Raw genomic sequence first — 25,013 nt, 5'->3', positions numbered from 1 at the left:
GATTGAGTATAAGAGAGCCCTATCCTTAATTAAAACTGGATAGGGCTAAGAGATTAAACCACTAATGGTTCTGCTTTAAAGCCTTTTTTCTTAACGATGGCAACTATTTCATCTTGTGTTATACCCTCTGATTTTACGGTTAAAATTTTGTCATTGTTGGCTGTATCTACATTCCATTCGCAGATACCGTCGGTACTGTCCAAATCCGCTTTTACCTTTGATACACAACCGCCACAATTAAGATTGGTCTTGAACTGAAATTCTGTATTTTCCATATTTTTTTAAACTTATTTACTATTGTTTTGAACTGTCGCAAAATTCAACATAATCCCGAAGTCTGCTATTGTGATATTCCGGGTTTAATTTGTGACTTTTACTGTTTTCCTGTTACAGACTATTAATGGTTGTGCGTGTGGTGGCTGTGGTCTTCTACCGATTTTTCGCCTTCTGATACGGTAATAGTAAAATCTGCCGTATGTACCACATTGTTTATTTTGAACTGTGCCCACAATCTATAAAGCCCTGCTTTTTTGATAAGCGTTTCGGCATAGATTGGGAAATTCTCTTTTGATACCGGGTGTATATGTAGAAAATCCTTATTAGTTTTACTTATCATTACGATATGGGCAGTCGCTCCGAGATAATTCTGCATATCCTTTTCCTCTAATTTCTTGCCGTCCTTTTCTACCGAAAATTGCAAGCCCTGATTTCTGTTTGTTTTAAAGTCTTCGCCGTTAAGCAGCGTTACCGTAAAACCATCTACGGTTGAAACCAATTTTGTCTTTAAATCGGCTGTTTGTGTTGCTGCCGTACCTTTTACCTCAATGGTTTGCTTATTGACCTCTCCCTCGGCTCCGTTCGGTTTGTAGTCGGTAAATAACAGGTATTTACCTGCTGTAGGGAATGTTTCTGAAACCTTATAAGAACCGTCTGCCTGTTCTTCGGGGTGGATATGGTCAAACCAGGTCAGTTCTTCATTCACTACCAAAAGGTGCATTTTCATTTCGTGCACTACTTCCAACGGTACATTTTTACCGTGTTCACTAATGGCGATGGATAGATTAGTTGGTTTACCTGCTTCCACATTTTGCGGGTCGGCAGCCACTTTTACTTCATACTGGCTTTTCTCTTTATTAACAGGGCTCAAAGCCATACCACATTTAGGGCATTTATCGCCTTTGTTTCCTTTTACTTCCGGGTGCATCGGACAAGCGTATGCGCTGTCGTGATTTGCGTGCTGATGTGCATTCATATCCTCTGATTTTTTATTATTACTTTCTGAATTGTTGCAGGCAGATAACGCTGCCAGTGAAACAACCGTGCTTAGTAATATGGTTTTAAATTATTCATTTATTTATCTCTCTTATTACAATACAAATTTCCGCATTAAATGGGTTGTATCTATTGTGATATTCTTTGTTTGATTTACGATTTTTACTGATTGCTAACGCTGTTCTTTTGGCTCATTACAATCCTGATAACCGCTATCAATGTGATGATAAGCATCGGTATCAGTACAATGTTTACGCCATTCCAACCCCAGTAATTAAACAGGCTGCCTGCAAAGAAGCTAGCAATACTGATTACTGCAAAAACCGTGAAATCGTGGAAAGCCTGCGTTTTTTCTTTCTCTTCGGGACGGTACACTTTGGTAAGCAATGACGAACCGCCGATAAACAGGAAGTTCCAACCTAAGCCCACGATGAACAATGCGGAAACGAAATGCGCAAAGCCTGTTCCCATCAGGGCAATGATGATGTACAGGAACAAAATCGCCAAACCGGAAATAATGATACGGTAAACGCCGAATTTCTGAATAAGCATACCTGTAAAGAATGACGGCAGGAACATACCTAATACGTGCCACTGGATAACCGTTGCGGAGCTGTCGGACGAATGCCCTACGCTGTGCATTGCTATCGGGGTAACAGTCATAGACATTCCCATTACGGCAAATGCGGTAGATGATGCCAGTATTGCAAGTATGGTATCTTTATTCTTAATGATTTCTTTTAACGGGCGACCTTTCTTTACCGCTTCATTGGTTTGTACCGCAGATGTTCTTTGCAGCTTTAAAAAGGAAACAACACCCAAAGCGACCACGCTTAACAGGATAATAGAAAAGTAGGGATAAGCGTAAGGAACCGCCCCTAAATGCTGCGTAAACCTCGCTAAGTTGGGTCCTGCGAATGCTGCAACAATGCCACCTGCAATAACAAAAGAAATTGCCTTGCTTTTCGCATAGTCGGGAATGGCATCAGCCGCCGCAAAACGATAGTATTGCGAAAAGCCTTGATAAGTACCAATGAGCATATTACCCACTGAAAACAGCCAAAAGGAATTTTGGATAATACCGTACCACGAAACCAAACCCGACAAAACACCTATCAGTGTACCTATCATAAAGGCATTGCGCTGACCTAATTTTCTAATAATGAGGGATGCGGGTATCATCATACCTGCCGTACCTACGGTAATCATTGCCAATGGTAAGGTCGCCAGATTTTTATCGGGAGCCATTTGTAAGCCTACCACACCCGAAAGTGTAATGACCAATATGGATGCAGTCTGGAACAACGCCTGCGAGGTAAACAGTAGATACACGTTGTTCCATTTTATTTTTGCTGTCATAATCTTAAAATTTATGATGCAAAATTGGCAATTTGTTTCGGGCTGCCTATTGTGATATTTCTTGTTTGATTTGTGAGGTTTACTGATTTAGTCTGGTATTGTAAATGCAAAAAGGTTATAGCATAACCGCTACAACCTTTGTCTATTTTATGAATGAAATCCTTTAGTAATTGAGCGAAAGTCCTGCACCAAAGCCCATATCACTATCATAGTGCGCCCTGATACCGATATGCCTCGTCAAAATGTACCGCAGGTCTGCCATATATTCCAAATCGGTATTGACCATAAACCCGGCTCTTAACCGTCTGGAGATAGGTATATCCTCCCGCATCAATGATACCCTGAAAATACCGTCGTGGTAAACTTCTGCCTGTACGTTGACCAACATCGGCAAGGTGTACATTACCCCTAAGCTCACAGCAGCTCGGTTGTCTTTTTTATTAACCTGTCCGAAGAGGTTTTTCTCGTGCTCGTCCATTCCCATTCTGCGGTATCGCCAATCGAAACCGACAAAAGGCATCAGCCATTGCATTTTACCAATGTAACGTCCCAAATGCGTTTCCACTTCATAGCCGTGCATATCATTATAGCCTAAACGCCATTCCGTACCCAAACTGTAACGGGCGTTCATCAACATTGCTTCTCCGTCAATACCATTGGTCGCAAAATCACTTTGAGCCATCAAATGTGGCATATTGCTTTCACGCTGCAACATTTTATATGCTTTTTCCTTATTGGGTAAATACGGATTTTTGTAATCATCCACAGCGAAAACCCTATTCATACCTGCCATCATATGATACAGGATATGACAATGGAAAAACCAATCACCCTCGGTATTCGCAAGGAACTCTATCGTATCGGTTTCCATCGGCATAATGTCGATGATGTTTTTCATCGGTGCATTTTCGCCGTGCTCATTCAGCACCCTGAAATCAAAACCGTGCAGGTGTATCGGGTGGCGCATCATTGAGTTATTATAAATCGTAATCCTCAATACTTCGCCTTTTTTAACAGGTATCTTATCTGTTTCTGCCAAAACCTTGTTATCCATACTCCAAACGTAACGGTTCATATTTCCCGTTAAGGTAAATTTCAGTTCCTTAACCGGGGCATCAGCCGGAAGCGTGGTATTATGCGGCGATTTCAACATTGCGTAATTGAGCGTTTTAATGTCGCTCAACGCATTAGCATTATAACGGTTGGGGTCTTCGTCGCTATTCATCTTATGGTCGCCGTGATGCTCCATAGACGGTGCTGTACCCTTGTTTTTTTTGCTCTTTTCCTCGCCTGTAATCTCCGGGTACATCACTACGTTCATATCCATTTGGTTCAGGCTCATATTCATTCCCATATCTTCCAGGTCGCCGTTCATCTTCATCATATCGTTCATCATTTGCATACCCTCAAAATATTTCAGGCGTGGCATTTCCCCGACCAATTGTTTTGTACCGTTGCCAATAAAATAGCTTGTGGATTGGGTACGGTCTTCGGTGGTTGCCATAAATTCAAAGGCTTTGCCGTCCTCGGGAATGGTAACAACCACATCGTAAGTTTCCGATACAGCAATAATCAGCCTGTCCACTTCCACAGGCTCCACATCGTTGCCATCACTCGCCACTACGGTAATTTTACCGCCTGCATAGCGCAGCCAAAAGTAAGACGATGCACCCCCATTGGAAATGCGTAAACGTACTTTATCGCCTGCTTTTAAGGGCTTGCCGTCAATGCTTTTTAAATCGGTATGATGATTACCGTTCATCATTACACGGTCGTAATACACATCGCTCACGTCCATTGCCAACATACGCTTCCATTCGTTGTTCAGCTTGGTTTTGAATTTTCCGCTTCTAATGGCTTCGGCGTAGCTTTGTGTTGCGCCTTTCCTTATCGCAAACCAGTCGCTTGCTGCGTGCAGCATACGGTGTACATTTTCGGGCTTCAGGTTCGTCCATTCGCTTAGCATTATGGGAATTTCCGGTAAATCGTCAATTCCTTTCCTAAATGTTTTATCATCAGCCCTTTTGCGCATTATAAAGCTGCCGTACATTCCAATCTGTTCCTGCAATCCCGAATGTGAGTGATACCAATGCGTTCCGTTCTGAATAATCGGAAATCGGTAAGTATAAGTTGCGCCCGGCTCAATCGGCATTTGCGTTAAGAAAGGTACGCCGTCTTCCTTATTCGGCAGGAACAAGCCGTGCCAGTGCAGGGATGTACTTTCTTTTAACTGGTTATGCACTACGATTTCTGCCGTGTCGCCCTCTGTAAATTCAAGCGTGGGCATCGGGATTTGCCCGTTTACAGCAATTGCCCTCTTTTCCTTGCCCGCATAATTTACAAGCGTATCTTTTACATACAGGTCGTAATGAACTACCTTTTGTGCAATGCTGACTTGTGATATAAAGATTGCCAACAGGGTTAGCGGCAACAGCTTTTTGTAAAGAAATTTTTGATTATCCATTTTAAAAATCGCATTGGTTATAAAGATTAAAAGGCATTGCCCATTGAGCAATGCCTTTGTGGGTTATTATTTAGTTTCGGTAACTTTACCACAAGTAAGCATAGAAGAACCGTAGTAAGGATTTTTAATCTCCTTTTCTTTGCTTAACCAATATGCTTTTTTCATCGGGCAATATTGGTAGTAAACGGGTTGGTTTACTTTGTCTGATGATTTTACCACTTTCCACAGTACGGTTGATACTTCGTTGAAAGCGGCTCTTTGCTTTTCAAGGTTGTTACCTGCCTTACTTAATTTGTCGGTGGCTTTCTGCAATTCTGCTTTCTGTGCAAAATCGCCCTCGCTCTTAACGGCTTCGTTCAGTGCGCTAATGGCGGTGCTTGCCGCTTTACTATCGCTGCTTACCAAAGCATTTTTTACGCTGATGTAGTTGTTCAGCAGGTTGCCTGTATTTTGCGCAAAGGCAGAAAATCCAAACAACATTACGGTCATTGCTACTATTAACTTTTTCATTTTTTTATCCTTTTTAATAATGAGTGAATGGCTGATTATTCTGAAATGGGTTCAGCTTTAAACCCTTTTTTCTTGATGATGGCGACAACCTCGTCTTCGGTAATGCCCTCTGCTTTTACAGTCAGGATTTTATCGGCGTTGGTCGTATCAACGTTCCATTCGCAGATACCGCCTGCGTTATCTAAATCTGCCTGCACTTTTGATACACAGTTGCTGCAATTAAGGTTTGTCTTGAATTGAAGATTTTTGCTTTCCATTGTCTTGAACTTTTATTTGTTTTTGCTGATACAAAAATCGGTAGATAATGCGCTAAGCTGTTTGTGAAATTCCTTGTTTGATTTATGATATTTACTGATTGCATTTCAAAAACGGTTCCGCTTGTAATATTCCGGCTTTGTTTTATGACTTTTACTGATTATAGTGCTCGTTCAGAATAAGCGGAATACTTTTATCGAAGTATAACGCTAACTGTTTTATAAAATGGCTATCAAAACCTTTCTCTCCGTTTTGCATCGGGCTATGTTGTAGCTTCGGGTTCCCAACCCCAACACGATTGCACAAATCTTCTTTGTGCAACAATCTTTATTGCAAAATCACACATAACATAATTTTTAAAAATCATATATAATGACAAACGATTTAAAGAACGTCGAATATGGCTTGGATAAGATATTCGAGGGCGCACAAGATTTTTTACCGATTTTAGGAACAGACTACGTGGAATTTTATGTAGGCAATGCGAAACAGGCTGCTCACTATTACAAATCAGCTTTCGGGTTTCAGTCGTTGGCGTATGCCGGACTGGAAACAGGCTTACAGGACAGGGCTTCTTACGTGGTAAAGCAGGACAAAGTGAGACTGGTATTAACGACCGGGATGCGCTCTAATTCCGAAATTAACGGACACGTAAAGAAGCACGGCGACGGCATCAAAGTAGTGGGTCTTTGGGTAGAAGATGCCCGCAAAGCCTTTGAAGAAACCACGAAAAGAGGTGCTAAAGCCTATATGGAACCAACTGTAACTACCGATGAAAACGGCGAAGTGGTACAATCGGGCATTTATGCGTATGGCGAAACGATTTTTATGTTTACCGAACGCAAAAACTACAACGGTATATTTATGCCGGGCTATGAGCAATGGGAAACCGAATATAACCCTGCGCCTGCGGGACTAAAATATATTGACCATATGGTGGGCAATGTGGACTGGAACCAAATGGACACCTGGGTAAAATGGTTTGAGGATGTAATGGGATTTGAGAACTTCCTGTCATTCGATGATAAGCAGGTTTCTACCGAATATTCTGCCCTGATGTCTAAAGTAATGGCAAACGGTAACGGCAGAATTAAATTCCCGATAAACGAACCCGCAGAGGGCAAAAAGAAATCACAGATTGAAGAGTACCTTGAATTTTACGAGGGCGAGGGCGTTCAGCATATTGCCGTAACTACGGATGATATTGTAAAGACCGTAAACGACCTGAAATCAAGAGGGGTTGAATTTCTGTCAAGACCGCCACAAGCGTATTATGATGCCATTCCTGAACGCTTAAAAGCGCATATGCACCGCTTTAAAGAAGATATCAAGGAATTGCAGGAGTTGGGTATTCTGATTGATGCGGACGAAGAGGGCTATTTGTTACAAATCTTTACCAAACCAGTTGAAGACCGTCCTACATTTTTCTTTGAGGTTATTCAAAGAATGGGTGCAAGAGGTTTCGGCGCAGGAAACTTTAAGGCATTGTTCCAATCTATCGAAAGAGAGCAAGAACGCAGAGGAACATTATAATTTTTGTAACTTTAGCAAAGTCCTGATTTATTTCAGGGCTTTGTTGTTTATATAAAAAGGAGAATGGATATAGCGACCGAGAACAATCAGGATAAAATGATAGGTTATTTCGATTTTTTTGGAATGCCAGATGGGATTGTAAGCAACACAGTTTGGTTTGACGAGAATTATAAAATTGTTTTCTTAAAAGAAGGACGTGTTAATGTTGATTTTGTTGACTATGATTTTGAAGAAAGTACATTGCTTTTCTTTAGTATAGGGCAACAATTCAAAATATCTAAAAATTCGGAAGGAAGCATTGTTTATTTTAACCCGAATTTCTATTGTATCGCTTTTCACGATAAAGAGCTTGCTTGTGACGGACTTCTTTTCGACAACGTTTTTGAACTTCCTTTTATAGCGCTCACCGCACATCAAAGAGACATTTTTCAAAAAATACTTATTTCTATTAAAGAGGAAATTGCGGTAAAAGATTTTTGGGCGGAAGAAATGATTAAGACCTATATCAAGCAGGTTGTTATTTTTGCTACCCGAACTCTTGCAAAAAAGGACTACGATATTTATCACCCCGTATCATTCGATAAAGAGCTGGCGAGAAAATTTAGCCAATTGGTAGAGCAAAATTATCGAACTATCCACTCCGTAGCAGATTATGCATCTATGCTCAATCTTACACCTAAAAACCTCAACCGAAAAATAGTAACAGAAAAACAGATTGCTCCAAATACAATTATCAAAAATCGAATTATCCTTCAGGCAAAAAGATTACTTGTCAATACAACGTTAAGCATTAAAGAAATCGCTGTTTATCTCGGGTACGAAGACTATTCTTATTTTCTTCGCTTTTTCAAATCACAAACGGGCTCTTCACCTCTTACATTCCGAAATTCAATGTAACCCTACTTATGGGTAAAATGTCCTATTAAGTGTGAAGTATGTGTATTGATAGCCTTTCTCTGAAGCAGTAATTTTGTTATGTAATTAAAAATAGAGTACAATGAAAGCAAAAATCACAGCTAAATGGCAAGGTAATTTTAAAAACGGAAATGGAAATTTTGATGCATCGCATTCTACTATTGGTAGAAGTGTTTTTAAACACAATAAAGCAGAAGGAGAAACTACTGCTACTAATCCGGAAGAATTAATGGCGGCAGCGCACGCAGCTTGTTACACAATGACATTAAATTATATCCTCACGAGCAACGGTATAGAGGCAGAGAAAATTGAAACATCCTGTACTATAACCGCAACAAGCTTCGATATTACTAATTCCGATTTGGTACTGGATGCAGAAATACCTGGTTTAACCAATGAAGATTTTTTAAAATACGCTGAACAGTCAAAAGCAATGTGTCCTGTAGGAAAAGCATATAATTTAGAAATTTCATTAACTGCCACCTTAAATTAAAATCAGGTCAATTTTGGGGGATTGAGTTCATTAGTTTAATCAAATTAAAGTCACGGTATATCCCGTGACTTTTTAGTTTGCAATATTTACATAAAGTACTTTAAGAACTTTGGATTAACAACCCAAGAAGCGACGACAATAGCAGTACGCACTTCCAACAATTCAGTTTATTCATATTATCAATTTTTAAAGGTTAAATTTTTACTATTTCAGTGTTTTCTTTAGGGATAACCAGCACAGGTACATTTACCAAATGCCTTACCTGATTTATGGTTGCGCCGTACAACAAATCTTTCAATCCCTTATGCCCGTGTGCACCCATTACCACCAGTTCAGCACCGGACTGATTGACGATTTCGGCAATGGCATTGGCAGTCCTTCCAAAGCCTAGTTTTGCATCAGCAAAATATCCGTTGTCCTGTAACTGCTTTGCGTATTCCTCCAAAAACTCCCTGTCTTTTACAGTTTCCTCGTCGGTACTGTCGTGAAAGTGCGATGCGGATGCCACACTCTCCACGATATGAATGAGCGTGTACCTGCTGTCTTTACCGCCCTGCGTAATGGCGTGGTTGATAACCTTGTGGTCAAGGGTCTTAAAATCCACAGTAAGCGCAATATTCCGGTATGGCACGAATGGTTGTAGCTGCAAAGGCTCCGGCTTGTCGTGCGGTGTTATTTCACAAAAGGCTTTTCTACTGAATAATGGGTACAACGTAGTATATGCCATCAAAATGATAAAACCTATCCCACCCAAAATGATTAAACTTTTACAAGCTATGTTACCTGAAGTAGCAAAAAAACTAAATGCTTCCTCTGCTAATAGTTTGGAATTTAGATACACCAGTAGGATTGTTATAACCCAAGCCGTTATTTTTATCAAGGGCTTGATGGCAAATTTGCCCATTGTCCTTTTATCACTTACAAAATGTATAAGTGGAATAACTGCAAAACCCAGTTGCATACTCAATACCACCTGGCTGAAGATAAGCAGGCTATCTACATTGTCCTCGCCATTGATTAGGATTACCAAAGCTGCCGGAACTATGGCGAGTAACCTCGTGATAAGCCTTCTTAATAAAGGGTTTATTCTAAACCGCAGATAACCCTCCATTACGATTTGGCCGGCAAGCGTACCTGTAATGGTACTGCTTTGCCCGGCAGCTATCAATGCTACGGCAAAGAGTTTGGCTGTAAAATTACTTCCGAAATGTTGAGGTAATAGCTCGTAAGCCTGCTTTAGCTCCGCCACATCAGAACGCCCGGTTTTGTAAAAAACCGTAGCGGCAAGAATTAATATAGCAGCATTTACAAACAATGCCATATTTAATGCAATAGCACTGTCCCAAAAATTTAGCTTGATTGCTTTTTTGATGCTGGCGTCATCACGGTTAAACTTTCTTGTCTGTACCAATGCAGAATGGAGGTATAGATTATGTGGCATTACCGTCGCACCGATAATGCCGATGGCGATATACAATGCTGTATCGTTCTGAATGTGTGGTATCAGTCCTGTCGCTATTTCTCCTACATTGGGATTAGCTACCCATATTTGCACAAGGAATGACATTCCGATAACGAATATCAATCCAATAATAAAGGCTTCTAGTTTTCTCATTCCCCATTTTTGTAGGGTCATCAACAAGAATGTATCTAACGCAGTAATTGCAACACCCCAAATCAAGGGCATTCCTGTAAGTAATTGCAAGCCTATCGCCATACCCAATATTTCAGCAAGGTCTGTGGCCACAATAGCTATTTCTGCAAGTAGATACAGTATAAAGTTTATTTTCTTCGGGTATGTTTCCCGGTTTGCCTGTGCCAAATCCCTATTACGAACGATGCCCAACCTTGCTGACAAGCTCTGGAGCAATAAACCCATAATGCTACTCATCAACAAAACCCAAAGTAATGAATATCAGAACTGGCTGCCACCCGCCAAACCAGTTGCCCAGTTGCCTGGGTCCATATACCCAACACTGACAAGATAAGCTGGCCCGAAAAAAGCCAGTACTCTCCGCCAACGGGATTTACCAGGAGTGGTCGTATCGACTGAATTATGTATTTCGCTTAGTGAAGCCTGTGATTGTTGTTTACCCATTTCCAAAATTGCTTACGATAAAAAAACTGCCGCAAAAATAATCTTGCGGCAGTCCAACTTAACAATTAAAACTTCATTCTTTGTATCCGCACCGCATTAAGAATTGCTAATAAGGCTACACCTACATCGGCAAATACAGCTTCCCACATTGTTGCTAATCCTCCTGCACCAAGTATAAGCACGATTGCTTTTACTCCGAATGCCAATGCTATATTTTGAAAGACGATTTTTTTAGTCTGTTTTCCGATATTAATAGCCATTGGTATTTTGGATGGCATATCGTCCTGTATCACAACATCGGCTGTTTCAATAGCAGCATCACTTCCTAAACCGCCCATTGCGATACCTGCATCACTCAACGCAATTACTGGAGCATCATTTACACCATCACCTACAAACGCCACGCTGCCATTACGGGATTTGATTTCCTTTACTTTATTTACTTTGTCTTCAGGTAATAAATCCCCATACGCACTGTCAATGCCCAACTGTCCCGAAACAAACTGAACAACGGTATTTTTATCACCACTCAACATTGTGGTTTTTACACCCATTTTACGCAGATTTTCAATTGCTGCTTTTGCATCTACTTTAATGCTGTCCGAAATGGTTAAATATCCTACGAACTTTCTATCATAAGCAATCGCTATTACTGTGTAAACTATGTTTGCGGTATCTGCATCGTGGCTGATGTTAAATTTATCGAGCAATTTGAAATTACCTACTAAAAGCTCTTTACCGTTAACGGTGGCTTTTAATCCGTGTCCTGCTATTTCTTCAACATTTGCTAAATTTACGTCGGCATCTACCTCTCCCCAATAATTGTGGATTGCGGTTGCAACAGGGTGTGTACTTTGACTTTCCAATACGTTGACGAGGTTGAGTATTTCGTCTTTATTGAATTCTGGTTTGATAAAGACTTCCTGGACTTTGAAAACACCTTCGGTGAGGGTTCCCGTTTTATCCATCACTACATTTTCTACTTTGGCAAGAATATCAAGGAAATTAGACCCTTTAAGCAGGATACCGTTTCGACTTGCTGCCCCAATACCACCAAAATAACCCAGAGGGATGGAGATTACCAAAGCGCAAGGACAAGAGATAACCAGGAATACCAATGCTCTATACAACCATTCACTGAATACATAATTATCTACGAAAAGTGCGGGAAGTAAGGTAATAGCAATAGACAGATATACGACTATCGGCGTATAAATTTTGGAAAATTTACGGATAAACAACTCGGTTGGTGCTTTTTGCGATGTGGCATCCTGAACCAGTTCCAAAATTCTGCTTAACTTACTATCCGAATAATCGGTTGTTACCTTTATTTGGCTTACAGTGTTGAGGTTAATCATACCTGCCAATACAGCTTCGCCTTTACTTTTTGTATCAGGTTTGCTTTCTCCTGTAAGGGCTGCTGTATTGAAAGAGGCGGTTTCTGAAATCAACTCGCCGTCCAATCCCAATTTTTCGCCCGGCTTTAACTGAATAACATCGCCTATGTAAGCATCTTCAGCTTTTACAACAATAGGCTTACCTGCTCTGATAACCGTTACCTCATCAGGGCGTTGGTCTAATAGGGCTTTAATATTACCTTTTGCTCTTGATACCGCAATAGTCTGAAATACTTCACCTACGGAGTAGAACAGCATTACAGCTACTGCTTCAGGATATTCGCCAAGTGCAAATGCACCGATTGTCGCAATCGCCATCAAGAAAAATTCTGAAAAAAAGTCTTTGTATCGGATACTTTCAATAGCTTCTTTGATTACTGGCAATCCGACAGGTAAATAAGCGATAACGTACCAGGCAATTCTAACCCAACCAGTGAACCAGTTTTGAGTAAAGTAATTATCAAAACCGATAGCAACAAGTAATAAAGCTAAAGATATACCCGCAGGCATAAATAACTGAAATGGCGTTTTGCCCTCTATGTCGTGACTGTGGTCGTGGTCATCACCGTGGCTGTGCCCGTGGTGATCGTGATTGTGTCCGTGGTGGTCGTGATTGCGTCCGCTTTTTTCTATATGGTTGTGGTCATCATCACAATGTTTAGTATCGGCTTTACTGCAACTTTTGCCGCCAGTGTGTCCGTGTCCGTCATCGGAATGATTAGCATCTTTCAGCAAATCTGATGCACCTGCATTTTTATAAATCTTTTCTGTTTTCAAACAGCATAGTTGATTTCCCTGTGTATCATATTTATGTTTATGCTCTTTTTTATTTACCAGGTTCAGACTATCGTCTGTACTACAACATATTTTTGACATATCTAAAATTTTTTTTATTTCTATTTGTAAAACAAAATTACTCTGCCATTTTGGGAACCTGGTTGCAAAAGCGAAACAGCTACCATTTTAGCAAAACCCTTATATTTGATTTACTGGCTGATTGCTTATTAGGAACAATCAGAGGGTATTTGTTATTTTAGTGTGCGTGAGCGTGACCGCCACCACCTGATAATTTCGCATTGATGAAAAACGCACCTTTGGTAACTATCCTTGCATCTTTGGGAATTTCCGTTACTGGAGTAATGCTCGTATAACCCATTTCTGTAACACCTGTAACCACTTCAATTTTTTCAAAATTTACCGTGCCTGCCGCTTCCTCTTTATGCGCTGTCTTTTCATCGCCGTGGTCGTGCCCGTGTCCGTCTTCTTCTCCGGCTGCCTGCGGCTTTTTGTTGGTAATGACAAAGATGTATTTCTTACCGTCCGCATCTACCACCGCATCATTTGGAACTGACGGGGAAAGCACATTGTTGAGGCTCACAATCGCCGTAATGTTCATCCCGTCAATCAGTCCCTTTACATTGCCTTTTACACGGGCGTGTATGGGAATGGTTTTGCTGTCGTTTTCAAACGCCGAACCAATACCGTATATCACGGCATCGTGCTCGTTTACCGGATTATTGGTCAGGGTAAAATGTATGGTCTGCCCGGTTTTCAGCAAGGGCAAATCTTTTTCAAATACATTCAAATGCAAATGCAGGGAACTGTTATCTACAATTTCAGCCACAGGCGAAGAAACATCTACATAGCTGCCGATTTTGCCGTACACATTGCTAATGGCTCCGCTAATGGGGCTTGTAACTATCAGTGAGGATTTAAGTGAACTGTTGCTGACTGAATTTGGATTGATGCCCATTAGCTGTATTTGTTGATGCAAAGAGGCTTTGCGGGTTCTTAACGCATTGAGTTCGGCGGTGGCATTTTGCAGGTTTTTCAATGCCCCGGCATTGCCGGTGTTCAGTTCTTTTTGTCTTTGCATTTCCTGTTCGGCAAAAGTTATTTTACTGTTGATGGTCAGGTATTCTTCCTGCAACTGGATAAACTGCGGGTTGGCAATGGTGGCAATAACCTGTCCTTTGCGTACATAGTCGCCAATCTGTACATTAATAGATTTTATCACGCCACCGTATAAAGAGGTAGCATTTGCCTTGCTACTGTTGGGCAAACTCAAAATACCGTTCGCTTTAATAGTGGCGGTTAGTTCTTTCATTTCCACCACACCGTATTTGATACCTACAGCTTCAATCTGTTGGGGCGTAAGTGCCGCAACGGTGGCAGCGCCCTCTTCGGCTCCGTGCTCGTGTCCGTGCCCTGTATCGGCTTTTGCTTCCGTTTTGTGCTCGTGGTTATGACCGTCTTCGCTTTCCTTTTTTTGACTATCTCCACAGGCGGTCAGGGAAACTGTAAAGAGTGCTGCTAAAAACATTTTCGATATATTGTTCATCTTATTTGTTATTAAGGTAATTGTATTGAATTGCTGAGTGATTGTAACTGTTCAGAACGTCCAGATAATTTTGGCGGATATTGATTGCCTGCGTTAAGAACTGGCTTAGTTCTGCAAAGCTGATATCTCCCGAGCGGTAGCTTTGTGACGCCGCTTCGGTAATATCCTTTGCCTGTTGCAGTCCCGATGTTTCAAAGAAGCTCAACAAAGCCATATTCTTTTCCATTTCTGCGATGGCAGATTTCTTGTCCGTTGCCATTACCTGCGTTTGGTAAGACAATAGGTTTTCCTGTACTTCCTTTTCCTTGTTGGCTACATTCACTTTGTTTTTATACGCACCTGCACCAAACAACGGGAAGCCTACCGAAACCGAAAAGCCCGTAAACGGGTCTGAAACGCCGTACAATCTCTGGCTGAATACCCTTGCTGAAAATTCGGGCAAATTGCTTTTCTTTTGTATCTTGATATTTGCCGCCGCAACGCTTACATTTTGCTGCTGCAACTGCAATACCGGGTGTACATTGTTTTCATCATACAAGTTCGTTTCCAATTTCTGTAACGGCTCATCTATTGGGAGTATCCATTCGTTACGATTGAGCAATACCATTAATTGCTGTTGCTGTATTACAATTTCCTTATTGTTCTGCTCCACGTAGGCTTTTAACTGTTTGAGTTGGGCATCTGCCGCAATCTGGTCGAGCTTTGCGACGTCGCCCGTTCTAACCCGAACCTGTGTTGTATTGAAGAGGTTGGTGTAAATGCTGTCAAGGCTTTTCAGTAACAGATTTTTATCCTGCAAAAACCACAACTGGTAATAAGCGGTTCTAACGTCTTTTCGGATATTGGCATTCATAACCTCTGTATTCAATTCGGAATATTTTAGCTGTGCTTTTAAATAGTCCTTGCGGGCAGCATATAAGCCGGGCCACGCAATACTTTGCGTAAGCCCGATTTTCCATATACCCGTTTTGTCCGATGGTCTTAAATCTTCATTTTCTACAAATACCTGTGTCATTGGTATATCGTTAGCGGTCTTTACATTGTATTTAGCCGCATCAATCTCCGACTTATTGACGTTGACCTGCCCATTGCTTTGCAATGCGGTATTAATAGCAGTATCTATGCTTACCCTTTCCTGGGCATTGGCAGTGGTCATACCTCCGATACCCAGTAAAAGAGCGATTACGGTTGTTTTCACACCTTTACTGTTTTTGAAATTAAATTTTGAATTGAATATGATGTAGAGCAATGGCAATACAAACAGGGTAAGAAATGTAGCCGTTATTAATCCGCCAATCACTACTGTAGCCAATGGCTTTTGTACTTCTGCCCCGGCACTGGTGCTGATTGCCATCGGCAGGAAGCCCAGTGATGCTACCGTTGCCGTCATCAATACCGGACGTAACCGGATTTTTGTTCCCTCGATTGTCCGTTTTATCACATCATCCAAACCGTCTTTTTTCAGTTGGTTGAATGTGCCTATCAATACAATACCGTTCAATACGGCAACACCGAACAGGGCAATAAAGCCGATACCTGCGCTAATACTGAAAGGCATTCCCCGCAGCATCAAAGCAAACACACCGCCGATGGCACTCATCGGGATGGCAGTAAATATCAAACCTGCCTGCTTGAATGAACGGAATGTGAAATAAAGCAATGCGAATATCAATAACAGCGATACTGGTACGGCAATCATCAGGCGGTTACTGGCTTCTTTCAGGTTCTCAAACTGACCGCCGTAAGTAAAGTAATACCCTGTGGGCAATTTTACTTTTTCGGAAAGCTGCTGCTGAATATCGGTAACAACGCTTTGCACATCACGTCCGGCTACGTTAAAGCCAATCACAATGCGGCGTTTTCCCGCTTCACGGCTGATTTGTGCGGCATCCAATTTGTAATTGACATCAGCAACCTGCGATATGGGTATCTGAAAGCCTGTATTAGTTGGTATCATCAGGTTCCTTACATCTTCGATGCTGCTGCGGTGTACGCTATCCAACCTTACCACAAGCTCAAACTGCCTTTCGTTCTCATAAATAACCCCGGCTGCTTTACCTGCAAATGCGGTACTCACAATATCGTTTACCTGTTGTATCGTCAGCCCGTAATTTGCCATCCGGGTACGGTCGTAGTCGATGTTAATCTGCGGCAAGCCGTTTACCTTTTCCACCTGTGGCGGTGTGGCTCCTTTTACCTGCTGTACTACTTCGCTAACCTTATTGGCATACACGCTTAACGTGTCCATATTCTCCCCGAATATCTTAACGGCAACGTCCTGACGAATACCTGTCATCAATTCGTTGAAACGCATCTGTATCGGTTGGTTCTTCTCAAAGAAAACGCCCGGAATAACGGACAGCCTTTCCATCATTTCATCCCCTAACTCGTTGTAGCTTTTCTTGCTTTTCCATTCGTCCTGCGGTTTGAGGATAATCATCATATCCGTAGCTTCAGGCGGCATCGGGTCGGTAGGCACTTCGGCAGCTCCGGTCTTGCCGACTACCATTTTAACCTCGTCAAATTCTTTAAGAATGCGGGATGCCTGCATCGACGTTTCTATACTCTGATTGAGCGAACTTCCCTGAGGTAAAATACAGTGAAAGGCAAAATCTCCCTCCTGCAACTGCGGGATGAACTCGCCGCCCATTCTGCTGAACAGAATAACGGCAACTACAAATACCGCAGTGGTAACGCCCACTAACCAATATTTAACCCTGATAGCTTTCTGCAACAAAGGTTGGTAGAAGCCTTGCAGCTTATCCATAAACTTGTCGCTGAAATTCGGCTTGTCGTGCCCTTTTTTCGGCAGGAACAACGCACACATCATTGGGATATAGGTCAAGGACAATATCAATGCGCCGAAAATGGCAAAGCCTACGGTTTGCGCCATCGGTGTGAACATTTTACCCTCAACGCCTACCAACGTCAGGATTGGGATATATACGATAAGGATAATGATTTCGCCAAATGCGGCACTTGTCCTGATTTTGGAAGCGGACAAAAATACTTCCTCGTCCATTTCGCTTTGGGTCAGTTTATTGGTGGATTTCCGCAAGCCCAAATGGTGTAGGGTTGCTTCCACGACAATAACGGCACCGTCCACAATCAAACCGAAGTCAATCGCTCCCAGGCTCATAAGGTTGGCACTAACGCCAAACACGTTCATCATCCCCAATGCAAACAGCATCGCTAACGGAATGGCTGATGCTACGATTAGCCCGGCTCTTAGGTTGCCCAGAAACAGCACAAGCACAAAAATCACAATCAAAGCTCCCTCAATCAAGTTCTTTTCCACTGTGTCCATTGCCCTGCCTACTAATTCGGTACGGTCTAAATACGGCTCGATGGTTACATCTTCCGGTAATGATTTCTGAATGGTGGGTAATTTCTCTTTTATCCGTTTTACCACCTCGTTACTGTTCTCGCCTTTGAGCATCATTACCACACCGCCCACGGCATCTACTTCTCCGTTATAGGTTAGTGCGCCGTAACGCACGGCACTACCGTAACGCACATCGGCTACGTCTTTAATAAAAATGGGTGTATGCCCCGTGATTTTTACGGGTATATTTCTAATATCTTCCAACGAAGTAGCCAAGCCCACACCACGGATAAAATAAGCGTTAGGCTTCTTGTCGATATATGCACCGCCCGTATTCTGATTGTTTTGTTCCAGTGCGTTGAATATGTCGGGAATACTTACGGTCATCGCTCTCAATCGGTCGGGGTTTACCGCAACCTCGTATTGTTTCAATTCTCCGCCAAAGCTGTTTACTTCGGCAATGCCTGGCGTGCCGTACAACTGGCGGGCAACAATCCAATCTTGCATTGTACGCAGGTCTTTGGCGTTGTACTTATGCTCGCTGCCTTTTTTGGGGTGGATGATGTATTGATAGACTTCTCCAAGCCCTGTACTTACCGGAGCCAGTTCAGGCGTGCCGATACCTTTCGGAATTTTTTCTTCGGCTTCTTTCAGTTTTTCATTGACCAACTGCCTTGCAAAGTAGATGTCTACATTTTCTTTGAACACTACCGTAACGACGGAAAGCCCGAACCGGGATATACTTCTTGTTTCTACTAAATCGGGAATGTTGGCGATGCTCTGCTCAATGGGGAACGTAACCAACTGTTCCACTTCCTGCCCCGCCAGTGTAGGACAGGCAGTAATAATCTGTACCTGATTATTGGTAATATCCGGTACGGCATCTATTGACAATTTGGTTGCACTCCATACGCCCCAAATGATAAGAACCAATGTCATTATAGCAATGACGATTTTGTTCTTGATGCTGAATTTAATTATACTATCTAACATTTGAATTTGTATTAAGCCTGAAATGTTTTGTATTTGGTGTCTACTGCGGATATTCCATCATTAAAAAGCAGCCGGAATATCGGTCGTCAATCATAATGAGAATTACAGGCTCCCGCAGTTCGTCGAGGCTTTCATCGTAGAAGAAGTCATAAGATTTCATCAGGGCTAAATTGCCAATGATGACTTCGTGCCCGTTTACAAATCCTTTGATACCATAACCAGGTATCTCTTCAAATTTTTCGACCTTGTAATCGGATAGCGTGATACCCGGAAGAAATTTGAGCAAACTGCTTGCTATACGGTGCGTGGAATGGGATTGCATTGCTGCCGTATAAGCAATCACGATTTCTTTTTCGGGTACTGCACATTCAAAGGAAATTACATCAAACAGGCGGTTGCTTTTGTAGGCTGTATCTATATCTGCTGAATAATGATTTTTTATTGCCATTGTCATATTATTTTAATTTACAAGGCAAAATTATCAGTCGGTTTTGGGAACCTGGTTGCAAATACAAACAGCCATATCGGGAAATATGGCTGTTTGTAAATTTAAAGATGAGTATCATAAAATATTATTTTGTTTTAACGAACCTCGAACATTCGTTGCACATTCCTTTCATTACAAAATTGATACTCTCCAACAAAAATTTGTCGGGCAACTGGATAGGCGGAATGGCAATACTTTCGAGGCAGAAGGTATTCTTGCATCGGTTACAGTTAAAGTGCACGTGCAAGTCGCCAACGGTGCACATACAGTTATCGCTGCAAATAGAATACTTCATTGCGCCGGAGCCATCATCAATAGTATGAATGAGTAGGTTATCGTGAAAGAGGGTCAACGTCCTGAATATGGTCGATTTATTGACCGTTTCCAGTTCGGTTTCCAAATCAGTCAGGCTGAAAGCCTTTTTAAAGTCAGACATTCTTCTAAAGATTAACAGCCTAACCGAAGTTGGTTTTATGTTCCTGCGCAATAGTTTTTCTTCTAAATCTTTCATTTTGTCATTGTCGGTTTTAGAACCGTATTTAAAATCTAATGTAAAATTATAGAAGCTGCTATGCACAAGTATTATAATTTCCTTTGATAAATTTGTGATTTTTACTGTTAGGTTTTATAGGTAATGGATATAACCTATTTCGGGCAGGTATTTACAGTCTTCGCAGTTGTCATACGCAACGGTTGCTTTTTCGGGTTGGTCAAAATTGATTTCCAAAAACGCATTAGAAAATAACGCATATGGCGGGTATTCCGCAATGTGATTTTTCAGCATCTTGTGGGCTTCTACCACTGGTGCTCCGTAGAGCTTCTCGAATTTCCCGATTTTGTATTTGGTAAATTCCCCGTAGTGTACAATTATCTTTAATGATAAAGGAATTTCTATTGCCAGTTGTAATGCGAGGCGTTTGCATTCCTTTTGAAAATCGTTGTACATCTGTTCTATCTGCATCAATGTTTCTTCAAAGGTGGGCAGGTTGTGGTACTTGTAAAAAAGTATCGCATCGCCCTCAACCTCGGAAATTTCAAGGCAAAGGATATTGCTATCCATTACTGATTTGAGCAGGCTTTCTGTTATGTATTTTCCAACAAACATATTTGATTTGATAACGAAATCCGTAAAGCCTGAAATGTCGGGTATCATTATCATACCGTTTTTATTGGCAGTATCGTGTTGCATTTATATCATCGTATTAACCATTAAAAATGCAGGGGCTTGTTACCGTCCCCCGCAAATTGAGTGTATCTCACTCCAACAAAAACTATTTTATCTGCCCAGTAGCTTTGTGGTACACAGCTTCGGCTATTTTGTACCGTATTTTTGCATCCAACATATTGCTGTATGCTCTTTGCCAAAGCGTTTCAGCTATCAGCACATCTTCTCCGGTAATGGTTCCGGCTTTAAAGCGGTCATTGCTCAACTTCAAATTTTCGTCGGCTTCAATTAATGACGCCTGCATCAAATCAATGTTATTCGCCTGCAATTGCAGATTAAGCATTGCGTGCTCAATCTCCACCGTGATTTGGCTTTTCAGTTCTTTCAAACCGTATTCAGCCGAACGTATATTAGCTTCCTGCTGTTTTACTTTTTCTTTTCTGCTACCCCAGTCAAAAACCGGGATTTTCACGCTTAGCATACCAAAGTAGGTTAGCATATGGTTTTTGGTCGGGTCGCCAAAGTTAATACCCTCTTTTCCAAAGGCAGCCATTCCATTGAGCGATAAGCCTACCGATGGTTTCAGGTCGGCTTTGAGCATACTTTTGGTAAGCTGGCTCATTTTAATGCCATTGGTTGCCAACTCAATTTCCGGTCGGTTCGCATCGACAGCATCCAAAACACCCTGCTTAGAAAAGTCGCCCGTACTCAATGTATCGGCTACGTCTATACCTGTTGGGGCTTCCATCCCGATTAACTGGCTCAATCTTCTTTTTGCCAGGATGAGCTTATTCTCCGCAGCCTGCAAACGGGCTTCGTTTTCATTCTGGAGCACCTTTGCCCGCAATACATCGTTTTTGTAAATCAATCCTGCCCCAAACTGGTTGTTCAGGAATGTATAATGCGAAGCCAGTTGCTTTTTAACCTGCTGTTCCAGTTTGATTTCTTCCTTAGCCTGCACTAAAAGCCAGTAAGCGGTTTCGGTAGCCAGTAATACTTCGTCTTCCACCAATCGTTGTTGCGCATTGCTCATCTGTATATTGGTTTCTGCCATCTGCTTGCCGTACTTAATCTTACCGCCTGTGTAAATCGGCTGTGTAACGCTGACCATCGGTGCAAACCCGTATTCGGGCAGCATTGTGTTCAATGGCTCGCCAAAGTAAAAGGCGGTTGCCGAAGCATCCAGTTTTGGTCTGCCTGCCACATCCGCAATCAGCTTGTCGGATTGGGTGGCAATTACGTCTTCTTTAGCTTTGCCTATTCTGTTATTGTTTTTTAATGCCAGTTCTTTGCTTTCCGCAAGGGTTAGCTGCTGTTGTGCAAAGAGGTTGTTTGTTCCCTGCAAAAGAACGAAACCGCATATAAAAACCTTTATGACTGTTTTATATCTTTTCTGTAACATAATCCCTTTTTATGATAAATATTTTTGGTGGTGAACATCGGTATCGGTATTGCGCTCGTGCTGTTCATCCGATTGTTTGTTTTTAGGTGGTTTTACGAACCTGTAATACAGTACCGGAACGATAAATAATGTGGTAATCATTGATACCAGAATACCGATTGAAATGGTACTTGAAATCGGTCCCCATTCCGGCGAGCCACTCGCCATTAACGGTATCAAACCGATTGCTGCCGCCATTGAGGTAAGGAAGATTGGTCGCATTCTTCGTTTAGCTGCAAACAGGGCTGCTTCTCTAATCGTATGACCGTGCTCCCTTACCAGTTCATCTGCATAGTCCACGAGGATAATCCCGTTACGGACTACGATACCCAGTAAGGCGGTAATACCGATGATTGCCATAAACCCGAACTCGTACCCTGTAAGGAACAAGCCCAACATTGCGCCCAGTAAACTCAACGGGAACGAAGCCAGTACAATGAATACTTTACCCACACGCTTGAACTGGAATAACAGCACAAGGAAGATGAGAACGAAACTTATCATAAAAGCCTTTCCCATTTTGGGACCGCTTTCCAGTCCATCCTCATACTCGCCGCCGTAGGCAATCTTAATGCCTTTAGGCAGTTTCAGGCTGTCAATTTTAGGCTGTACTTCTGCAAATACTTCTGCGGGTTTTCTGCCCAACTGCGCTTCGGAAGAAACGGTTAAGGTTCTTAACCCGTTACGGTGTACAATAGCCCCAGTATGCCACGACGGTTGTAAATCTACCACCTGCTTTAGAGGAACCTTAGCACCGAATGTTGAATTGATGTACATATTGCCCAAAGCATCCAGATTTTCCCTGTCGCTTTCGTCTGTACGCAATACAATGTCGATGGCTTTATTGCCCTCCCACATCTGCGATACCGGGTATCCTTTTATCTTTGCACCCAATGCCTGTGCTATCTGCGCTTTGGTAACGCCCAAACGCAAGGCTACATCTTCTTTAACCACGGCTTTCAGCCCTACATAATCATTCTGATAATCGGTGCGCACCCAGTTAGAACCTTTAGTGTTTTCCAGTAATGCTGCAACCTGCTTGGCTACTTTTTTCTGCTCGGTCATATCCTTGCCAATCACACGGATTTCAATCGGTGCGTGCTGCTGCTTCTTGCTTAGCTGCCTAACCCGCACATAACCGTTCGGCAGGTAGTTGTTGAATTTCTGTACATACTCGTCTATCATTTCTGCCGTTGCATCTTTGCTTGTGGTATTGATGAATACCTGCGCAAAGTTTTCCCGTGGGTGCTCCGGTGCATAGGTAGAGTAGAAACGTGGCGAGCTTGTACCGATAAAACTTGCTGTGTTTACAATGCGCTTATCGCCTGCAATTTCCTTTTCTATCTTCTTAACGGCTGCTTCGGTTTCGTGGATATTCGTACCGTTATCCATCCACAATTCAAGGTTGAACTGGTTTCTTTCCACGATAGGGAAAAATTCGGTTTTAACCTGACTACCTACCACGAAAGACAGTAAGAAGATAACCAAACCTGCTACCAACGTAGTTTTCTGCCATTTCATACAGAACTCGATTGCCCGGTCGAAACCGTCCTGCATCCGGTCTAAGAAATTGCGTTTTTTGGGTTTATCATCGTGCTTTTTCAATCCTTTTTTCAGGAAGTGGTAACACATATACGGCGTAAGGAACAAGGCTACAAGGAACGAAACCGCCAAAGCTATGCTTACGGTAATCGGTATCCATTGCACAAACTCTCTCGTAAGCCCGGTAAGCGTAAATGCCAACGGCAGAAACGATAGGACAATGGTAAGCGTAGCCGTGAAAATGGGAACCATCAACTGCGTGGCACTCTGCCAGGCGGCAGTCCACGACGGTATTTTTTCGTCCACTTTCTCGATGTAATTATCCACTACGATAATGGCATCATCGACCACCATCCCCAGTACGATAATCATTGCCGCCAAACTAACCTGGTGCATTTCGATACCCAACAAATTGAGGATAGCAAATGTTACGGCAATGGTAACGGGTGCTGCAATGGCTGAAATGGTGGCAACCCTGAACGGCAGCAGGAGCATTACGACCAAGATAACGGCTGCAATGGCGATACCGAACTCGATAAAGAAATGCCCCAAATTCATATCAACCACTTCGGGTTGGTCAACAATGGTGCTGACCTGCACATCTGATGGCAGGATTTCTTTTACTTCAGCAACTTTCTGTGTCAGCGCATTACCCAAATCGACAATGTTCTGTCCGGGCTGCATTTCTACGGTCAGCATCATTACATCGTTTCCTGAAACGGTAATTTTGCTTTTCAGGTCTTCATATCTTCTCTCGATGTTGGCTATATCCCGCAAACGGATATTGCCGCCCTGCGGGGAACTATATACAATCAGGTTCCCGATTTCATTTTCATTCTGATACTGCGCATCCGTGAAAATAAGGAAACGGTTTTTGTCAATTTCAATATCGCCACTCGGAATAGTTACATTCTGTTGGCTTAATGTGTTTGTGATTTCGTTGATACCGAAACCGTATTGCTTCAATACATCTTCTCGCAGGGTAATAAATACCTGCTGCTTCTGTCCGCCGTAACGCTTGATTTTGGAAACGGACGGTATCGTCTTAATGCCGTCTTCCAGTTCATCCAAATAGTTTTCCAACTGGGCGTAAGAACGACCGGGGCTGATACGGCAATCATCTGAACAACCACATCGCCGAAATCGCTGTTCACATACGGTCCCTGTACGCCCCGTGGCAATGCTAAAGGCATATTGGCATCCAAACCGTGCTGTAAAGTATTCCAGAATTTTTTGGTGTCCTTTACATAGTCCTGCAATTCTACCGTTACAACCACCTGTCCGGGCTTACTTTCCGAATGGGTTTTTTCTTTTTTGATTTCCTCGAAACCGAACAGGTATTGTTCCAGCTTGTCGGTTACTTCTTTCTCTATCTGCTCTTCGTCGGCTCCGGGGTAGAAAGCCACAACAAGCCCCTGTCTAA

The 25,013-nt window shown here is 42.3% G+C and carries 20 protein-coding genes and 1 pseudogene; 3 read left to right on the top strand and 18 right to left on the bottom strand.

Annotation, left to right across the window (positions count from 1 at the left end; translation table 11 throughout):
- Window positions 1-53: 53 nt before the first annotated feature.
- The 7 genes from DI487_RS05590 to DI487_RS16000 form a co-directional block, all read right to left on the bottom strand.
- On the bottom strand, window positions 54-275 hold the full coding sequence (locus tag DI487_RS05590) for a heavy-metal-associated domain-containing protein (protein WP_066434334.1): 222 nt from the start codon (window positions 273-275) through the stop codon (window positions 54-56).
- 122 nt (window positions 276-397) lie between these two features.
- The gene (locus DI487_RS05585) at window positions 398-1,252 is read right to left on the bottom strand and encodes a heavy metal-binding domain-containing protein (protein ID WP_219071571.1); all 855 of its coding nucleotides are present in this window, start codon (window positions 1,250-1,252) and stop codon (window positions 398-400) included.
- A 182-nt stretch (window positions 1,253-1,434) separates the two neighbouring features.
- Window positions 1,435-2,631 carry an MFS transporter gene (locus tag DI487_RS05580; RefSeq protein ID WP_066434337.1) on the bottom strand — a complete coding sequence of 399 codons (1,197 nt, stop codon included), beginning with the start codon at window positions 2,629-2,631 and terminating at the stop codon, window positions 1,435-1,437.
- 163 nt (window positions 2,632-2,794) lie between these two features.
- On the bottom strand, window positions 2,795-5,095 hold the full coding sequence (locus tag DI487_RS05575) for a multicopper oxidase family protein (protein ID WP_066434340.1): 2,301 nt from the start codon (window positions 5,093-5,095) through the stop codon (window positions 2,795-2,797).
- Between the two features lie 66 nt (window positions 5,096-5,161).
- Window positions 5,162-5,605: a DUF3347 domain-containing protein gene (locus DI487_RS05570; RefSeq protein ID WP_082738211.1), complete on the bottom strand. Its 444-nt coding sequence runs from the start codon at window positions 5,603-5,605 to the stop codon at window positions 5,162-5,164.
- A gap of 35 nt (window positions 5,606-5,640) precedes the next feature.
- Window positions 5,641-5,862, bottom strand: coding sequence for a heavy-metal-associated domain-containing protein (locus DI487_RS05565; RefSeq protein WP_027384830.1), 222 nt, complete (start codon window positions 5,860-5,862; stop codon window positions 5,641-5,643).
- 151 nt (window positions 5,863-6,013) lie between these two features.
- On the bottom strand, window positions 6,014-6,184 hold the full coding sequence (locus DI487_RS16000; protein WP_218925784.1) for a hypothetical protein: 171 nt from the start codon (window positions 6,182-6,184) through the stop codon (window positions 6,014-6,016).
- 48 nt (window positions 6,185-6,232) lie between these two features.
- Here DI487_RS16000 and hppD point away from each other — a divergent pair, with 48 nt between their 5' ends.
- The 3 genes from hppD (at window position 6,233) to DI487_RS05550 (ending at window position 8,801) form a co-directional block, all read left to right on the top strand.
- Complete coding sequence (gene hppD, locus DI487_RS05560) at window positions 6,233-7,393, top strand: 4-hydroxyphenylpyruvate dioxygenase (RefSeq protein WP_066434350.1); 1,161 nt, start codon at window positions 6,233-6,235, stop codon at window positions 7,391-7,393.
- 63 nt (window positions 7,394-7,456) lie between these two features.
- Window positions 7,457-8,290, top strand: coding sequence for a helix-turn-helix domain-containing protein (locus tag DI487_RS05555; protein WP_066434353.1), 834 nt, complete (start codon window positions 7,457-7,459; stop codon window positions 8,288-8,290).
- A 100-nt stretch (window positions 8,291-8,390) separates the two neighbouring features.
- Window positions 8,391-8,801 carry an OsmC family peroxiredoxin gene (locus DI487_RS05550; RefSeq protein WP_066434354.1) on the top strand — a complete coding sequence of 137 codons (411 nt, stop codon included), beginning with the start codon at window positions 8,391-8,393 and terminating at the stop codon, window positions 8,799-8,801.
- Window positions 8,802-8,994: 193 nt separating this feature from the next.
- Here DI487_RS05550 and DI487_RS16545 read toward each other — a convergent pair whose 3' ends face one another.
- The 11 genes and pseudogenes from DI487_RS16545 to DI487_RS16455 form a co-directional block, all read right to left on the bottom strand.
- On the bottom strand, window positions 8,995-9,528 hold the full coding sequence (locus DI487_RS16545; protein ID WP_308196694.1) for a universal stress protein: 534 nt from the start codon (window positions 9,526-9,528) through the stop codon (window positions 8,995-8,997).
- A gap of 93 nt (window positions 9,529-9,621) precedes the next feature.
- Window positions 9,622-10,704, bottom strand: a pseudogene (locus DI487_RS16540) (Nramp family divalent metal transporter); the annotation flags it as partial.
- Window positions 10,705-10,964: 260 nt separating this feature from the next.
- Window positions 10,965-13,172: a heavy metal translocating P-type ATPase gene (locus tag DI487_RS05540; RefSeq protein WP_066434355.1), complete on the bottom strand. Its 2,208-nt coding sequence runs from the start codon at window positions 13,170-13,172 to the stop codon at window positions 10,965-10,967.
- A gap of 157 nt (window positions 13,173-13,329) precedes the next feature.
- Window positions 13,330-14,637, bottom strand: a complete 1,308-nt coding sequence (locus DI487_RS05535) for an efflux RND transporter periplasmic adaptor subunit (RefSeq protein WP_066434357.1) — start codon at window positions 14,635-14,637, stop codon at window positions 13,330-13,332.
- A 1-nt stretch (window position 14,638) separates the two neighbouring features.
- Window positions 14,639-18,955: a CusA/CzcA family heavy metal efflux RND transporter gene (locus tag DI487_RS05530; RefSeq protein WP_109568753.1), complete on the bottom strand. Its 4,317-nt coding sequence runs from the start codon at window positions 18,953-18,955 to the stop codon at window positions 14,639-14,641.
- Window positions 18,956-18,995: 40 nt separating this feature from the next.
- On the bottom strand, window positions 18,996-19,403 hold the full coding sequence (locus tag DI487_RS05525; protein ID WP_146193372.1) for a hypothetical protein: 408 nt from the start codon (window positions 19,401-19,403) through the stop codon (window positions 18,996-18,998).
- 124 nt (window positions 19,404-19,527) lie between these two features.
- Window positions 19,528-19,953, bottom strand: a complete 426-nt coding sequence (locus tag DI487_RS05520) for a Fur family transcriptional regulator (RefSeq protein WP_082738301.1) — start codon at window positions 19,951-19,953, stop codon at window positions 19,528-19,530.
- A gap of 114 nt (window positions 19,954-20,067) precedes the next feature.
- Window positions 20,068-20,631, bottom strand: a complete 564-nt coding sequence (locus DI487_RS05515) for a DUF2652 domain-containing protein (RefSeq protein WP_066439821.1) — start codon at window positions 20,629-20,631, stop codon at window positions 20,068-20,070.
- 82 nt (window positions 20,632-20,713) lie between these two features.
- Window positions 20,714-22,009 (bottom strand): TolC family protein, encoded by a 1,296-nt coding sequence (locus tag DI487_RS05510; protein ID WP_066439822.1) that lies wholly within the window; start codon window positions 22,007-22,009, stop codon window positions 20,714-20,716.
- A 9-nt stretch (window positions 22,010-22,018) separates the two neighbouring features.
- The gene (locus tag DI487_RS05505) at window positions 22,019-24,661 is read right to left on the bottom strand and encodes an efflux RND transporter permease subunit (protein ID WP_170108174.1); all 2,643 of its coding nucleotides are present in this window, start codon (window positions 24,659-24,661) and stop codon (window positions 22,019-22,021) included.
- Window positions 24,553-24,996, bottom strand: a complete 444-nt coding sequence (locus DI487_RS16455) for an efflux RND transporter permease subunit (RefSeq protein WP_109568751.1) — start codon at window positions 24,994-24,996, stop codon at window positions 24,553-24,555. Before DI487_RS16455 ends, DI487_RS05505 begins: the two co-directional genes overlap by 109 nt.
- Window positions 24,997-25,013 lie beyond the last annotated feature (17 nt).

The sequence above is a fragment of the Flavobacterium sediminis genome, from assembly GCF_003148385.1.
In the GTDB taxonomy this organism is placed as follows: Bacteria; Bacteroidota; Bacteroidia; order Flavobacteriales; family Flavobacteriaceae; genus Flavobacterium; species Flavobacterium sediminis.
This window is presented reverse-complemented; position numbering and strand designations above follow the sequence as displayed.

Coding starts and splice junctions, on each gene's coding strand:
- DI487_RS05590 (WP_066434334.1), bottom strand. CDS start 275: ATGGAAAATACAGAATTTCAGTTCAAGACCAATCTTAATTGTGGCGGT.
- DI487_RS05585 (WP_219071571.1), bottom strand. CDS start 1,252: ATGAATGCACATCAGCACGCAAATCACGACAGCGCATACGCTTGTCCG.
- DI487_RS05580 (WP_066434337.1), bottom strand. CDS start 2,631: ATGACAGCAAAAATAAAATGGAACAACGTGTATCTACTGTTTACCTCG.
- DI487_RS05575 (WP_066434340.1), bottom strand. CDS start 5,095: ATGGATAATCAAAAATTTCTTTACAAAAAGCTGTTGCCGCTAACCCTG.
- DI487_RS05570 (WP_082738211.1), bottom strand. CDS start 5,605: ATGAAAAAGTTAATAGTAGCAATGACCGTAATGTTGTTTGGATTTTCT.
- DI487_RS05565 (WP_027384830.1), bottom strand. CDS start 5,862: ATGGAAAGCAAAAATCTTCAATTCAAGACAAACCTTAATTGCAGCAAC.
- hppD (WP_066434350.1), top strand. CDS start 6,233: ATGACAAACGATTTAAAGAACGTCGAATATGGCTTGGATAAGATATTC.
- DI487_RS05555 (WP_066434353.1), top strand. CDS start 7,457: ATGGATATAGCGACCGAGAACAATCAGGATAAAATGATAGGTTATTTC.
- DI487_RS05550 (WP_066434354.1), top strand. CDS start 8,391: ATGAAAGCAAAAATCACAGCTAAATGGCAAGGTAATTTTAAAAACGGA.
- DI487_RS16545 (WP_308196694.1), bottom strand. CDS start 9,528: ATGGCATATACTACGTTGTACCCATTATTCAGTAGAAAAGCCTTTTGT.
- DI487_RS05540 (WP_066434355.1), bottom strand. CDS start 13,172: ATGTCAAAAATATGTTGTAGTACAGACGATAGTCTGAACCTGGTAAAT.
- DI487_RS05535 (WP_066434357.1), bottom strand. CDS start 14,637: ATGAACAATATATCGAAAATGTTTTTAGCAGCACTCTTTACAGTTTCC.
- DI487_RS05530 (WP_109568753.1), bottom strand. CDS start 18,955: ATGTTAGATAGTATAATTAAATTCAGCATCAAGAACAAAATCGTCATT.
- DI487_RS05525 (WP_146193372.1), bottom strand. CDS start 19,403: ATGGCAATAAAAAATCATTATTCAGCAGATATAGATACAGCCTACAAA.
- DI487_RS05520 (WP_082738301.1), bottom strand. CDS start 19,953: ATGAAAGATTTAGAAGAAAAACTATTGCGCAGGAACATAAAACCAACT.
- DI487_RS05515 (WP_066439821.1), bottom strand. CDS start 20,631: ATGCAACACGATACTGCCAATAAAAACGGTATGATAATGATACCCGAC.
- DI487_RS05510 (WP_066439822.1), bottom strand. CDS start 22,009: ATGTTACAGAAAAGATATAAAACAGTCATAAAGGTTTTTATATGCGGT.